At 71.6% G+C, this 14,100-nt stretch carries 10 protein-coding genes and 1 pseudogene; 3 read left to right on the forward strand and 8 right to left on the reverse strand.

Annotated elements, in window-relative coordinates; genetic code table 11:
- Positions 1-126 precede the first annotated feature (126 nt).
- The 3 genes and pseudogenes from NYF13_RS34025 to NYF13_RS34035 all read right to left on the reverse strand — a co-directional run.
- A pseudogene (locus NYF13_RS34025) lies at positions 127-567 on the reverse strand (DedA family protein); the annotation flags it as partial.
- Positions 564-1,355: an MBL fold metallo-hydrolase gene (locus tag NYF13_RS34030; protein ID WP_315662097.1), complete on the reverse strand. Its 792-nt coding sequence runs from the start codon at positions 1,353-1,355 to the stop codon at positions 564-566. The gene NYF13_RS34030 and the pseudogene NYF13_RS34025, both read right to left, overlap by 4 nt.
- A 67-nt stretch (positions 1,356-1,422) precedes the next feature.
- On the reverse strand, positions 1,423-3,669 hold the full coding sequence (locus NYF13_RS34035; protein WP_315662098.1) for a terpene synthase family protein: 2,247 nt from the start codon (positions 3,667-3,669) through the stop codon (positions 1,423-1,425).
- A gap of 301 nt (positions 3,670-3,970) precedes the next feature.
- Between NYF13_RS34035 and NYF13_RS34040 the strand changes: the two genes are divergently transcribed.
- A complete protein-coding gene (locus NYF13_RS34040; RefSeq protein ID WP_315662100.1) occupies positions 3,971-4,282 on the forward strand; it encodes a GNAT family N-acetyltransferase in 312 nt (103 codons plus the stop codon).
- A gap of 211 nt (positions 4,283-4,493) precedes the next feature.
- The gene (locus tag NYF13_RS34045) at positions 4,494-5,510 is read left to right on the forward strand and encodes a S1 family peptidase (protein WP_315662102.1); all 1,017 of its coding nucleotides are present in this window, start codon (positions 4,494-4,496) and stop codon (positions 5,508-5,510) included.
- A gap of 123 nt (positions 5,511-5,633) precedes the next feature.
- Here NYF13_RS34045 and car read toward each other — a convergent pair whose 3' ends face one another.
- A complete protein-coding gene (gene car, locus NYF13_RS34050) occupies positions 5,634-9,158 on the reverse strand; it encodes a carboxylic acid reductase (RefSeq protein ID WP_315662103.1) in 3,525 nt (1,174 codons plus the stop codon).
- 117 nt (positions 9,159-9,275) lie between these two features.
- On the opposite strand from car, the gene NYF13_RS34055 reads away from it, so the two are divergent.
- A complete protein-coding gene (locus tag NYF13_RS34055) occupies positions 9,276-9,920 on the forward strand; it encodes a helix-turn-helix domain-containing protein (RefSeq protein ID WP_315662104.1) in 645 nt (214 codons plus the stop codon).
- Between the two features lie 213 nt (positions 9,921-10,133).
- Here NYF13_RS34055 and NYF13_RS34060 read toward each other — a convergent pair whose 3' ends face one another.
- From NYF13_RS34060 to NYF13_RS34075, 4 genes are all read right to left on the reverse strand, one after another.
- Positions 10,134-10,538 (reverse strand): hypothetical protein, encoded by a 405-nt coding sequence (locus tag NYF13_RS34060; RefSeq protein WP_315662105.1) that lies wholly within the window; start codon positions 10,536-10,538, stop codon positions 10,134-10,136.
- Complete coding sequence (locus NYF13_RS34065) at positions 10,538-11,356, reverse strand: heavy metal-binding domain-containing protein (protein WP_315662106.1); 819 nt, start codon at positions 11,354-11,356, stop codon at positions 10,538-10,540. The genes NYF13_RS34060 and NYF13_RS34065 overlap by 1 nt, the downstream gene beginning before the upstream one ends.
- 12 nt (positions 11,357-11,368) lie before the next feature.
- The gene (locus tag NYF13_RS34070; protein ID WP_315662107.1) at positions 11,369-12,169 is read right to left on the reverse strand and encodes a heavy metal-binding domain-containing protein; all 801 of its coding nucleotides are present in this window, start codon (positions 12,167-12,169) and stop codon (positions 11,369-11,371) included.
- Positions 12,170-12,554: 385 nt separating this feature from the next.
- A complete protein-coding gene (locus NYF13_RS34075; RefSeq protein ID WP_396287855.1) occupies positions 12,555-13,781 on the reverse strand; it encodes a diguanylate cyclase in 1,227 nt (408 codons plus the stop codon).
- Between the last annotated feature and the right edge of the window lie 319 nt (positions 13,782-14,100).

The raw sequence follows: 14,100 nt of genomic DNA on the forward strand, positions 1-14,100 counted from the left end.
CGGCTTGCGGCGCAGCCGGCCGAGCAGCGCCATCGCGACGGTGACCAGCAGCACCAGCACGGTGGCGAGCAGCGTCGCGATCAGCGGTGAATCGAAGATGCCGCCGCTGATGATGCCCAGCAGCGAGTAGGCGACGGCCCACAGCACGCAGGCGACCAGTCCGGCGGGCAGGAACTTCCGCCACGGGTAGCTCAGCGTGCCCGCGGCGAGCAGCACCGGGATGCGCCCGGCGGGCACCAACCGGCCGATCACCACGAGCTGCCAGCCGCGGCGGGCGAACTGCTCGCGGCCCCGGGTCAGCCGGTCGGCCTGCTGGCGGCGCTCGACCCAGCGCAGCAGCGGTTCGCTGCCGAGCCGGGGGACGGCGAACGTCAGCACGTCACCCAGGTACGCGCCGAGCACCGCGAGCACGATGACCAGCGGCAGCGAGAGGTGGTCGGTGGTGGTGGCGACCGCGGCGGCGGCGCCGACCACCGCGCCGGTCGGCACGATCGGGATGACCGAGCCCAGCAGGACCCCGCCGAACAGCGCCGGGTAGCCGATCGCCGACGGGTCGGTCCAGTTCACACCCGGTCCCCGGGGGCGGGCAGCGCGACCTCGGCACCGGGCCGGGTCAGCACCACCTCGGTGGGCAGGCCCAGCCGGGCGACCTCCGCCGCGAACGTCCGCGGCGGCTCCACCAGCAGCCGTCGCATCCGCGCGGTGCGGTGGATCCCGGGCACGGCCAGCGTGCCCCAGTGCACCGGGATGACCACGTCGGCCCGAAGCCGCTTCGCCGCCTCCGCCGCGCGCTCGGGCGTCAGGTGCCCCGGGCCGAGGTTCGGTCCCCAGCCCCACACCGGCAGCAGGGCCACGTCGAGCGGTCCGAGGCCGGCCATACCGTCGAACAGGTCGGTGTCACCGGCCGAATAGACGCGCACGCCGTCGGCTTCGAGGAGGTGCCCGAGCGCCGGGCTCCGCGGACCGTGCGTGAGCCGCGGCCCCCAGCGGTGACCGGAGTGCAGCGCGGGGGTGGCGGTGACCCGGAGCCCGCCGTCGGTCAGCGTCTCCCCGGGCGAAAGTTCTTCGACGTGGGGGAAGCCGCGCTTCGTGAGCCAGGTTCCGGCGCCCCGTGGCACCAGGATCCGCGTGCGCCGCCCCACCAGCCGCAGCGACGGCAGGTGCAGGTGGTCGCCGTGCAGGTGGGAGATCAGTACCAGGTCCACGTCGGACCACGCGGCCGCGTCGGGCCGCGGGGCGACCCGGGTCAGCGGGCCGACCCAGGAGGTGAGCACGGGATCGGTGAGGACTACGCGACCCCCGAGTTCGACCCGTGTGGTCGCGTGGCCGAGGAAGTGCAGGTTGAGGCCGGTCACGCAGTCGAGTATCACCGGCTCGGCCGCGAAACGCCCGGCGGAGTGGCCGGTCGCACCTTGTCGGGTTTCACCCCGCCGGGCTCACCGGAAGGGCCGGGGGCGCGGCGATCCTCAGCGAGCGGGTGCCCAGCCCGGTGGGCCCGGTGAACCGGTGGACGGCCGGGCCCGTCCCGGCGGCCGGGGCGGGCCGGTAGCTCAGTTCCGGCTCGGTGTAGCGGCGACAGCCCTCGTGCCAGTTCAGGATGCCCGCGAGCCAGTTCTTCAGCTCCTCGGTGTACCCGAGCAGGGTCCGGCGGGCACCCTCGTCGAGATCGTACTCGGTGAACAGCACCGGCAGGGCGACTTCCACGGTGTGCCGGAACTCCCGCATCCGGGCGGCCATCAGGTCGGCCACCACCTCGAACGCCCGCTGCTCGCCCACGTCCAGGAAGTTCCGCACCACCAGTACCGCGTTGTGCAGCTCGCCCTCGTACTGGATCTCCTTGCGGTAGGAGAAGAGGTCGTTGAGCAGGCAGGCGTAGTCCATCGCCGAGTGCTCGATCGCCTGGACGACCCGGGTCCGGTAGATCTCGGGCGGCACGGCCCGGCCGTGGCCGATCCGGCACAGGCTCATGGTCAGGTCGGAGCCGAAGGTCTTGCGGCGCATCTCGAGGTAGTCGATCGGGTCCGGGATCCGGTTCTGCCTCTGGTTGGCCAGCTCCCAGACCCAGCTCCCGGTCATCTCGTCCACCGCCCGGCGGAACGCTCGCCGCGAATCACGGGCCATCGGCCCGGCGGTGCGGAGCCAGAGGTCGGCCAGCCCCGCCTCCAGCGCGTTCAGCGGGGCCGGCGCGGGCTCGTCGTCGATCGGCATGAACAACCGGAAGCGCTCCGACATCGCCTTCGCGCCCGCGACGTCGCCGGTGCTGCCGAAGACCACCGGGTAGTAATCGTCGCCGTAGGTGCCCCAGGTCAGCCAGCCGCTGGTGAGGTCGAGCTGCTCCGGCGTCGCGTCCGGGTGGATGCCCGCGGCGCACAGCGGGAGGTCGATCGCGCGCAGCCGGTGCTCGTCCCAGACCACTCCGTCGAGGAGGCCCATGGCCTCGGACCAGACCACGACGTTCTCCCGCGCCCGGTCCAGGTGCGGGCTCAGCGTCAGCGGGAACGGCACGGTGACCTCGGGCCGCTCGACCGGGCCGACCGGCTCGAACGGCCGGTGCCGGAAGCTGCGCAGCCGCTGCGGCGCCGTGGCGGCCAGCGAAGAGAAGATCCGCGCGGCCGAGGTGCCCAGCCCGGCCGGTCCGCCCAGCGGCTCCGGGCCGCCGCGCCGCTCCAGCGCGCCTTCGTTCATGTACCGGCTGGAGCGCAGGTGCCACTCGTGCCCGCCGGACTGCCAGTCCTGCAGGCCCTTGACGTAGGCGGCGGTCCCGGCGCGACCGGCCGGGTCCACGCCGTGCTCCTCGAACAGGCCCGGCACCTCGGTCAGCGCGGTGTGCTCGAACTGGTGCAGGCGGGAGGTGAGCAGGTGGTTGACCGTGTCCGCGGCCTCCTGCGTGGAGCCGCCGAGGAACTCCTCGAACACCAGCACGCCGTTGGAGAGCTCGCCCTCCTCCTCCACCTCGCGCTGGTAGGAGAACAGGTCGTTGCGCAGGTGCACGGCGTCGGCGAAGCAGTCGCGCAGCACTTCCATCGGGCGCTTCCCGGCGATCGCGTCCGGCACCTCGGCGTGCACCGAGTGCTCGATCAGGTTCGCCGACCAGGGCGCGCCACCGACCTTGCGCCGCATGGTGATGTACTCGACCGGGTTGGAGATCCGGCCGTCGTTGATGTTCGCCAGCTCCCACAGCGATTCCTCGAGCAGGTTCCGCGTGCTCTCGGCGAACCGCCGCCGCCAGCCCGCCGACCGCAGCGGCACGGTGCGGTCCCACAGGTCGGCCAGCCCGCGTTCGACCGGGTTGCCCGGCGCCTCGGTGATCTCACCGGTCACCGGCATGAACGACGCCAGCCGGCCGAGGTGGGCCCGGGCGGCGGCGGTGTCGCCGGTGCGCTTGAACAACTCCAGGAAGTGGTCGTCGAAGTAGAAGACCCAGACGTACCAGTCGGTGACCAGGTCCAGCTCGGGCGCGCCCGCGTCCGGGTGGGTGTAGGCGCAGAGCAGCGCGTAGTCGTGGGAGTCGAAGTCGTGCTCGTCCCAGATCACCGCACCGTGCTGGGGCGCGTCGATCATGTCCATCGTGTACGCCCAGCCCTTGCTGTGCGACCGCGCCCTCTCCAGGTGCGGGTTCAGCCGGGCCGGGTACGGCATGTAGAACTCGGGCAGAGCGAACGGCTGCACGCGGCTTCCCTGTCCTTCCCTGGTTCGGCGGAGCGGGCCTGGTGAGGCAATCAAAAGGGCCCGGGCCCGGGAAGCCCCGGGGGGCGCGACCACACGAACGGGAAGACCTCGTCGCTCGGGCGGCGCAGCGCGGGTCACCGCGCGATCGGTTCCGGGTGCGGTTTCGTCGCTCCACGGTGAAGATCATCGGGGCGGACGCGTGCGAGCGGCCCGTTCGCGCGGTGGTGGTTTCGGCTCCGGCGCGGGAAGGAGGCGCGGGCCTGCGGCGTTCACCCGGATGCCCCGACTGCGAGGAGTGACCATGAGCGAGGAAGAGACCCGGGTGGTCCGCCATGACGAGCGGAGCCGCTACGAGCTGTTCGCCGACGGCGAACTGGCCGGCTTCGCCCGGTACGCCGAACGCGGGAACCAGACCGTCTTCACCCACACCGAGATCGACGAAGCCTTCGGCGGACGTGGTCTCGGCCAGGTGCTCGCGAAGGCCGCCTTGGACGACGTGGTGGAGCGCGGCCGGGTGATCGTGGCGGTCTGCCCGTTCATCGCCGGGTACCTCAAGCGCCATCCGGGTTACCAGGACCACGTTCGCCGGGCCGAAGGAACTTCCGCTGGGTGATCGCCGGAGCAAATCCGCTGCGGGTGAGGCCGTCCGGGGCAATGCGGCTCCCCTGAACGGCGGCCGGATGTCCCATTTGCCGCATATCTTGGTTATTAACCAACCTTCGTCGGTGGTGCATCGGTTTCTGGGCAACGAGGGTGTGGGGCGTCCCCATGGTGCGTGACCCAGGTCGCGCAGGATCCGTCCAGCACAACTGGAGGAAGATTCCATGACTTCCCGGAAAACGGTCGTCGCGAGCTTCACCTTGTTCTCGGCCGCGGCGTTGACGGCGGGCATCTGCTCGTCGGCCGCGTCGGCCAGCCCGGTGGCCTTCGCGCAGATGCAAGCGCAGGCCATCAACCAGGCCACGCAGGTCGCCGGCAGTCTCGGCACGGCGAGCGGCGGCATCTTCCTCGATCACGGCAAGGCGGTCGTGAACGTCACCGATGCCGCTTCGCAGCAGAAGGCCGAAGCCGCCGGCTTCGCCACGAAGATGGTCAAGCACAGCTTCGCGGCGCTGACCTCGGCGAAGAACTCCCTCGACGCGGTGAAGGACGTGCCGCAGACCGCTTGGGGCATCGACACGAAGAACAACCAGGTCGTGGTCAAGATCTACGACTCGGCCTCCAAGGCCACGGCGGACAAGGTCACCGCGGCCGCCGCGAAGCTCGGCGACTCGGCCCGGATCGAGCACCTCGCCGGAAAGCTGTCGCTCTACATCGCCGACGGCGACGCGATCCAGAACGACCAGGGCCGCTGCTCGCTCGGCTTCAACGTGACCCGGGACGGTTCGCCGTTCCTGCTCACCGCGGGCCACTGCACCAACCTCGGCGGCACCTGGTCCGGTGACGACGTCTCCGGCGCCCAGGTCGTCGAGAGTGACTGCCCCGGGGCGGACTCCGGCCTGCTGACCCGCCCGAACGGCTCCGGCCCGGGCGAGATCAACACCGGCCAGGCCATCACCAGCGCGGGCTCGCCGACCGTCGGCGAGCAGATGGAGAAGCAGGGCTCGACCACCGGCGGCGGCAGCGGTGAGGTCACCTCGGTCGACGAGTCGGTCAACTTCGACGTCGGTGTGCTCAACCACGAGTTCGGCACCACCGCCCACACCGACCACGGCGACTCGGGCGGCCCGGCCTACGACGGCTCGACCGGCCTCGGCACCCTGTCCGGCGGCGACACCCAGACCAGCTACTTCTACCCGCTGACCCTGGAGCTTCAGTCCTACGGTCTCGAGCTGGCCTGACCACCGGCTAGGCAGTACTGAAACCAGAAAGGCCCTTCCCGCCGGATCCGGCGGGAAGGGCCTTTCTGTTCGATCCGGCGCCGGGGCCCGCCCGGACCGTCCGGGCGGGCCGACCGGCGGGAGCTACAGCAGCCCGAGGAGCTGGAGGTTGCTCAGGTACTTCACGATCACCGCGGGCGTGATGTGCGGGATGTCCTTGTCCGGCGGGATGTTCGCCTGCTGCACGGCCGCGCGGAAGTGCTCGGCCGGCCCCATCCCGGTGTTCGTGACCGGCATCGGCTGCTGGTAGTTGTGGATCAGCGGCAGCAGCGAGTGGTGGCGTTGCTGCTCGGGCAGGTTCCGCAGGGCCGCCTCGAACCGCCGCAGCCACGCGTCGTAGCCCGCGATGCGTTCGATCCGGTAGCCCGCCTCGACCAGCCAGTCGACGTAGGTGTCCATCGAGATGCCGTCGTCGTGCGGGTTCGCCACGTGGTAGGTCTCGAACCCGTCGGTCACCTGGGTGCCGATGGTGGTGATGGCCTCGGCGATGAAGTCGACCGGCAGCCCGTCGTAGTGCGCGCGCGGCCGCTCGCCGCCGGGGCCCGGCCGGTAGAACGAGTCGGGCGCGACGCCGGTGGCGGCCAGGCTGAACATGGTGCGGGTGAACATGTCCGGCACGTTGAGCTGCCCGGCGTAACGGGTGTCGGCCATGATCATGTCGCAGCGGAAGACCGAGACCGGCAGCCCGCACAGGTCGTTGGCCTCACGCAGCAGCACCTCGCCGGCCCACTTGCTGTCGGCGTAACCGCTCGCGTAGCTCTCGCGCGACCGGCGGACCGGGCTGGCCTCCCGGACGTCGACCTGCTCGACGAAGGCCGAGGGCTCCATCCCCTCGCCCACCCCGAGGGTCGAAACGTAGGTGTAGGGCTTGAGCCGGGTGGTCAGGGCGAGCCGGATCAGCTCGGCCGTGCCCACCACGTTGGGCCCGAAGAGCTGGTCGTAGCCGAGCACGTGGTTGACCATGGCCGCCGGGTCGACGATCCAGTCCACGGTGTCCGCCAGCCGCTGCCAGACGTCCTGGTCGAGGCCGAGGTTGGGTTCGCCCTTGTCGGCGGCCAGCACTTCGAGGTGACCCTCGGCCAGCGACCGGTAGTGCGCCAGCAGCTCCGGGTCGCCGCTGTCGAAGGTGTCGTCCAGGCGCTGCCGCGCGGCCGCGTCGTCCTTGGCCCGGACCAGGCAGACCAGCTTTCCGTCTACAGTGGACAGCCGTTCGAGCCAGTGCAGGGCCAGGTACCGGCCGAGGAAGCCGGTGGCCCCGGTCAGCAGGACGGTGCGGGGCTCCGTGGCGGCCCGCGGCCGGTTCGGCGCCGCCGCGAGGAGGCCGGCGTCGAGGAACTTGTCCAGCTTCAGGTCGGCGGCCCGGATCCCGCCGGAGTCCTGGCCGTGCACCGCGCTGAAGGTCGGCCGCTTGGCCCCGGGCGCGCGCAGCTTCTCGATGTACGCGGCGATGCTCCGCAGATCGTTCGCCGGGCTGACGAGCACGCCCGCGGAGATCTCGACGCCGAAGATGTCGCGCAACAGGTTGGCGAAGGTCAGGCCCGACAGCGAATCCCCGCCCAGCTCGGTGAACCGCGATTCCGGCCGCAGCTCGTCCGCGGACGCGCCGAGCAGCGCGCCGACGGCCTGGAGGATGGTGTCGAGTACCGGCTGGTCGGCCCCACTCTGGCGCAGGGTCTGCAGCTCACCGGTCTCCGCCTCGGCCAGTTCCTGGTAGAGCTCCTCCAGCAGCGGGGCGTATCGCTGCTTGAGCTTGGGTCGGGCCAGCTTGCGGATGTCGGTCAGCAGACCGTTCTCCAGGCTGAACGGCGTGGTCTCGACGAGGAAGTCGCGGGGGATCTCGTAGGACTGGAGCCCCTTCGCCTTCCCGATGTCCCGCAGCGCCCGGCTGATCGCGGGCTTCAGCGCCTCGGCGTCACCGGCGTCGGCCAGCGCGTCCGCGGTGGGCACCACGACCGCGAGCAGGTACGTGCGCGCGCTGTTGCCGTACACGTAGATCTGGCTGATCAGCGGGCTTTCCACGAACACCGACTCGAGCCGGGAGACCGTGACGAACTCGCCCTGCGACAGCTTCAGCACGAAGTTGCGGCGGTCGAGGTAGGTCAGGTGCTCCGGTTCGGTCTCGGCCACGATGTCGCCGGTGTGGTAGAAGCCGTCCTCGTCGAAGACCGAGGCGGTGACCTCGGGCCGGTTGTAGTACCCGCCGAACACGTAGGCCGACTTCACCGCCAGCTCGCCCCGCGGGTGCGGCCGGTCGGTGGTGAAGTAGCCCAGGTCGGGCACGTCGAGCAGCTTGTACTCGAGCACCGGGGGCCGGGTGATCCGGCCGTCGCGCAGGACCATGCCGATCTCGGTCGCGCCGTAGCCGTCGGTCAGGTGCACGTCGGTGAGGGCTTCGACCCACGCCTTCAGCTCGGGCGAGATGGGGGCCGAACCGGTCAGCGCGGAGACGAACCGGCCGCCGAGCACGTTCTGCCGCATGTCGGCCAGCACCTCGTCCTGGGCGCCGGGGCCGTCCGCGGTGCGCCGGTGCAGCTGGCTCTGGTAGTGCTGGAACAGCATCTCCCAGATCCGGGGCACGAAGTCGAGCGAGGTCGGGCGCACCAGCGCCAGGTCCTCCAGCAGCGTCGACAGGTCGCTCTTGGCGGCGAAGTAGGCGGTGCCGCCGTTGCGCAGCGCGGTGTACAGGATGACCCGGCCCATCAGGTGGCTCATCGGCATGAACCCGAGCACGATCGACGGGGTGGAACCCGAAGGGCTCGTGGTGCCGGGCAGCCAGGCGCCCGCGCGGCGCCAGAAGTTCGACACCAGGGGTTCGGGGTAGATCGCCCCCTTGGGCAGGCCGGTGCTGCCGGAGGTGTAGATCAGCAGGGCCGGCGCGTCGTCCTGCTCGGTGACCGCGGCCGGGGCCTCGGGCTGCGCGCGGCCGCGTTCGACCACGGCCTGCAGCGTCTCCAGCGCGACGGAGGAGCCGGCCGCGGTCAGCCGCGCCCGGGCGGCTTCGAAGGTTTCGCGCTCGTCGTCGGCTTCGGGGTGGTAGTCGAACACCACCAGCCGCCGGATGGTGGAACCGGCCAGCGCCAGCTCGACCGCGCTGTCCAGCGAGTCGAGGCCGGCCGCGAGCAGCACCGGTGCCGTCTCGGCGACGATGGGCTGCAACCGGTCCTGCGAGGCGGTGTTCGCCAGCGGGATGGCGACCGCGCCCAGCCGGACCAGGGCCAGGTCGATGACCGTGTAGTCGATGCTGGCGAAACCCAGTACGCAGACCCGGTCGCCGACGCCCACCGGGTCGCCGCTCAGCGCGGTCGTGATCGCGCGAGCGCGTTCCCAGGCCTGGCCGTAGGTGATGGTGGCGAAACTCGGCAGCAGTTCCAGCGAGGTGCGGCCGGTACCGGGGTCCTCGACCGGCCGGGTCTCGCGCTGGCCCAGCGCGGGGCGGTCGGCGTAGCCCTCCATCACGGTCTGCACGATCTGCGACAGCCGCAGGCCCGGCCGCTCGGCCGCTTCGGCGATGGCCTCGACGGGCCGGGCGTCGGCGAACTGGCGGTCAGTGGCGAACAACCGCTCGATGCGCTGTTCGAGCCGACCCTGCTGTGAATCGGTCGATGTCAATCCCGTCTCCTATCCTGCTCAGGGCACGCAAGAATGGCACTTCAGAGTGTCATCGTGTAACTACATACTGCCACTGTGGCACTCGTGAGTGTCAAGGCTTCGAAGGGGGTGCGGACGATGACAAACAACACGCCGGAACTCACCCAGGTGCAGCAACAGCGGCGTCAGACCACGGTCGACGCACTGCTCCAGGCCGCCCAGCGCGGACTGATCGACCACGGGCTCGACGTGAGCATGGACGACATCGCCCAGCTGGCCGAGGTCGGCCGCCGGACCGTGTTCCGCTACTTCGCCACCCGTGAAGACCTGCTGAGCGAAGCCATCGCGACCGCGTCGGCCGGTTACCTGGACGCCGTGGCGGACTGCTCCGGCGAGGACTGGCGCGCCTGGCTGGCCGACTTCGCCCTGGTGATGCACGAGCGCGCGGCGAGGGCGGGGCGGTTGTACTGGGAGTTCGCCTCACGTCGCCTGCCCGAGCGGCTGGCGCAGGCCTACGCCGAGCACCGGCAGGCCCTGCAGCGCCTGTTCGACACGGTCACCGTCACGGTCTGGAGCGGAGCGGGAGGCGAGGGGACCGCCCCGGAAGAACTGCGCCAGACCGTCGCCGCGCACCTGAGCCCGATGTTCACCCAGGCGGTGCTGCTCGACGCGGGCGGCACGCCCGAACTGGCCGCGAAGGTGGCCACCAACGCCATCGCCGGGGCCACGCGCAGACTGGTCCGGAAACAGTCCCGCCCGGGATTCGCCGAGGAAGGGGCCTGACACCGTCCCGCTCGCACCGCCGAGCAGACCACCGCGGAAATCACCCGCACCGCCGTGCTCGGCCGCCCGCAATCCCGTCGGTACGGTCGTCGCCTTCATCGTCCAGGACCACGCCCGCCGCAACGGCCGACATCAGCGGCGCCACCGCCCCGGCGCCGGTCGACCATCTACATCGGACAGTCGCGGCCGCCGGGAGCCGGGCCAGCCGCCCGATCAGCCGCCCAGGAGCCGGGCCAGGGCGGTGCGGGCGCGTTCGTCGCGCGACGCCAGCGACTGCAACTGCGAGGCGAGCACGGTCAGCCACTCGTCCAGTTCGGTGTCGCGGCGGCTGATCACCACGCCGCGGACCACCTGGCGGATCTCGGCCGCGACGCCGCCGGTGCGGCCGTCGGCCAGCACCAGGAGCTGGTCCGGGGTGTGCACCCGCACCTCCACCGGCCGGCCCGGGCGGCCCGCGACCCGGTCGGCGAACGTGCGGCGCCGGTCGACCTCGACCATGCCCGGGGGCAGGGCCGCGCCCAGGGTTTCCGACAGCACCCGGCTGTAGGACTCGACGTCGGCGCGGTCGGTGCGCAGCGTCGCGACCAGCAGGTGGAAGTCCAGCTCGGCGCCGGCCATCAGTCGGTCAGGGGCAGCACGAGCTGCGGTTTGGTGATGTGGTGGTCGGCGCGCAGCGGTTTCACCGCCGTGCCGATCGCGAAGAACTCCGTGGTGTGCCCGCCCCAGCGGTGCGGCAGCGAAAGCAGCTGCACGCCCACGATGCCCTCGGCCCGTAGCTGCTCGGCTTCGGCCTGCATGCGGGACATCGCCAGCTCACGCGCGTCGTAGAGCGCCTCGGTGTACTGCGGGATCTCGACGTTCTGCCCGATGTTGCCCATCGCCTGGCGGAACCGCTGGTGCGCGATGTGGTAGACGCACGAGCCCATCACCATGCCGAGCGGCGCGTAACCGGCCTGCACGAGCGTCCAGAAGTCCTGCCCGGACAGGTCGGAGGTGAACGGCTTCCCGGTGTTGTTGCGCCATTCCCCGGGTTCGTCGGCCTTCACCGCGGTGCCGACGGCGATGAACTCGGCCAGGTCGTTGCCGAACTCCTTGAACTCGATCTCCAGCCGCACGGCCACGATCCCGTCCGCGCCGAGCAGGTCGGCCTCGGCCTCCATCCGGGACATGGCCAGCTCGCGCGCGTGGTACATGGCGGCGGAGAGCCGGTCCAGCTCCTGGTTCTTGCTCCACCGGCCCATCTGGAAGCCGACGTGGTAGATGCTCGAGCCGAGCACCAGCCCGAGCGGGCGGAAGCCGGCCTCGCGCACGAGCAGGAACTCGTTCACGCTCAGGTCCGAGGTGAACAGGCTGGTCGACTGGCCCGGCCGCATCTCGGCCAGCCGCCGCATCGCGTCCTCGGGGATGTGCTGGGCGCTGGGGTCCACAGTGGTCACAGGGACTCCTTTTCAGACTCGGTTGAGCGGCAGGATGGTGAGCGCGGAGGTCGTCGCGACCGCCCCGCGGTGGAAGCGGCCGATCGCGGTGCCGAACACGCTCGAAACCCCGGCGACGCCGACTTCGCCCAGCGGCCAGGTGCTGAGCGTCATCCGCGAGACGATCGCACCGTCGGCCCCGGTCGCCTTGACCGCGCGCCGGAACTGCCCACGCGCGTCGGACCGCACGTGGGTGACGAGCCGCGTGTGCGCGTCGACCTCCGTGTTCCCGGCCCACACGGTGGTCTGGTACTGGAGGTTGTAGTCGAAGGTGGTGTGCGCGGCGATGCCGGTGACGATGTCCGCGGGCACCCAGCCGGCCTGCATCAGCTTGCCCACGTCCTGGCCCGGCAGCTCGGTGGTGAAGACGCGGCCCGGGCGCTGTTTCGAGTCCGCGCGCACGGCCGTGCCGAGCGCGACGAACTCCTGCACGCTCTCGTCGAGCGGGGTCGCCGACAGGGCGACGCCGAGCACGCCGTCCGCACCGATCGCCTTCGCCTCCAGCCGGAGCCGGTCGAGCGCGACGCCGTAGCCCCGGCGCAGCGCGTCGCCGTACAGGCCGACCTGCTGGTTCGGCGTCATGCCGTACACCGGGGCCCAGCCGACCCGCTCCACGACGCAGCCCATCACCTCGCCGACGGCGGTGAAGCCCGCGACCTCGGCGCCGACCGCGCCCGGCACGCTCAGCAGCGAGGTGCGCAGCCCCGAAGAAGCGAACCGGTCGACGCGCGCCTGCGCGACCGGCGGCAGCCCACGGCCATCCCAGTCGGGCACTCCGACCTCCTCGCGGACCCTGGCGACGGGCCCTCACCGCCCATCGTGGCACGACTGGAGCGCGAGCCGGCGCCGGTAATCGAGGATCGGGGCAGTTTGTCCGGAACATCCACCGCAATCGTGGCCGTGGCGGAGGGTGGGCGCCCGGAATCGGGTCCGGCCACCGGCCTGCGTCGTGGTGGCCGTCGGGATGCGGTCGGTTCACGGGCCGAGGGCGGCAGCCTCACGGCTCCCCTCGACGAGTGAGCCGCGGGGTTTCGAGTCGGCTCTGCGCGGAGTGCGGGCCGACCACTGGACCCGGATCCTCGGCACGGGGCTCTCCGCGCGGCTGGGACGCCGTTCGCAAGCTCTCCGGACTCCCTCGCCCGGATGGATTTCCGGCCCGTCAGCTCGTGGCCAGCTCCACGCGGTTGCGCCCGGCCTGCTTGGCCCGGTACAGGGCGGTGTCGGTGGCCACCAGCACGTCGTCGACGCCGGTGAGGTGCTCGGCCGGGTAGACGGCGCAGCCGATGGACACGGTGACGTCGGTGATCACCGTTTCGCCGTCGGGCAGCACGACCGCGACCCGGGGGACGCGGCGGCGGATGCGGTCCGCGAGCCGGCCGAGGTGTTCCACGCTGGGCACGTTGGGCACGACGACGGCGAACTCCTCACCGCCCCACCGGCCGCACACGTCCTGCTCCCGCACCTCGTCGCGCAGGGCGATGGCGATCTCGCGCAGCACCAGGTCGCCGGTCGGGTGGCCGTAGGTGTCGTTGATGGCCTTGAAGTGGTCGAGGTCGAGCAGCAGCACGCCGACGGAGCCGTGACCGGCCCGGGCGCGTTCGAGGTACTGCTCGGCCAGGGTGCGCCACCAGCGCTTGGTGGCCAGCCCGGTGGTGACGTCGGTGCGCGCGTCCCGCTGGAACTGGGTCAGCAGCAGGCCGCGGTGCAGCGCCACCAGCGCGACGACCACGCCCACCAGCACCAGGGGGTTGGCCAGCACCAGCAGGGTGGCGGTGACCAGGCCGAGGCCGATCGCGCCGGCCTCCAGGAGCTGGTCGCCGAAGCCGGAGAACAGCTCGGAGATCGACCGGGGGGAGCTCGACAACCCGATCGCGATCATCACCAGGGCCGTGTTGATCGCCCAGCGCAGCACGGAAGCCAGCGCGATCACGGCCAGGTCGCCGAGGCCGGACCGGAAACCGGGGCCCGGGACGCCGGGGTAGAGGTGCAGACCGGCGGCGAGCACGAGCACGGCGGCCTGGGTGCCGCAGAGCACGGTGGCGGCGGAGAAGATCCAGCGGTGCGGGAGCACGGGCCGTTCGCGCGGCCAGATCCGCCACCACGCCACCGCGTAGGTGAGCACGACCATCGCCGACGCGAGCACGGCGGGCAGGGCGATGACGGCCGCGATGCTCCACACGGCCTTGGTGTCCACGTAGGCGACGGTGGGCGCCCGGTTGTACTCGCGTTTGCGCTCGATGTGCCGGGTCGCCTCGATCGCGGCGACCGCGCACGCGGCCAGCACGGCGAACCGGACGAGGTCCAGGCGGTGCACCGGCGCGAGCCGGGCCGTGCCCACCGATGCGGCGACCGCGACGAAGTTCACCACCAGCACGTAGGTGCGCACCCGGGGAGGCAACCGCCACAGCCGCCAGCTCGCGAACCAGCCGTCCGGCCGGCCTGTCCCTCCGCGCACTCTTCACCTCACCCGGTCGGCTTTCTACGGTAATCGAAGCGGGGCTCCAGGTGACGCTCGTGGCCCGGACTGTGGGAGCGGGCCGGGCAAGTTCGCCCGGACAGCCCAGCGCGGGGGCCTCGCCGCGGGGAGGCGATGACCGCGCGTGACGGCGAGCGGTCGTGCGCCCGGGGTCGAGCTGGGTATTCGTGCCGAGGGAGGGAGGTACCGGCCTGCGTGACGACAACTGGACGTAACCGCCGCAATCGGC

It is taken from the genome of Amycolatopsis sp. PS_44_ISF1 (assembly GCF_032335455.1).
Taxonomy (GTDB): domain Bacteria; phylum Actinomycetota; class Actinomycetes; order Mycobacteriales; family Pseudonocardiaceae; genus Amycolatopsis.

Coding starts and splice junctions, on each gene's coding strand:
- NYF13_RS34060 (WP_315662105.1), bottom strand. CDS start 10,538: ATGGCCGGCGCCGAGCTGGACTTCCACCTGCTGGTCGCGACGCTGCGC.
- NYF13_RS34045 (WP_315662102.1), top strand. CDS start 4,494: ATGACTTCCCGGAAAACGGTCGTCGCGAGCTTCACCTTGTTCTCGGCC.
- NYF13_RS34055 (WP_315662104.1), top strand. CDS start 9,276: ATGACAAACAACACGCCGGAACTCACCCAGGTGCAGCAACAGCGGCGT.
- NYF13_RS34040 (WP_315662100.1), top strand. CDS start 3,971: ATGAGCGAGGAAGAGACCCGGGTGGTCCGCCATGACGAGCGGAGCCGC.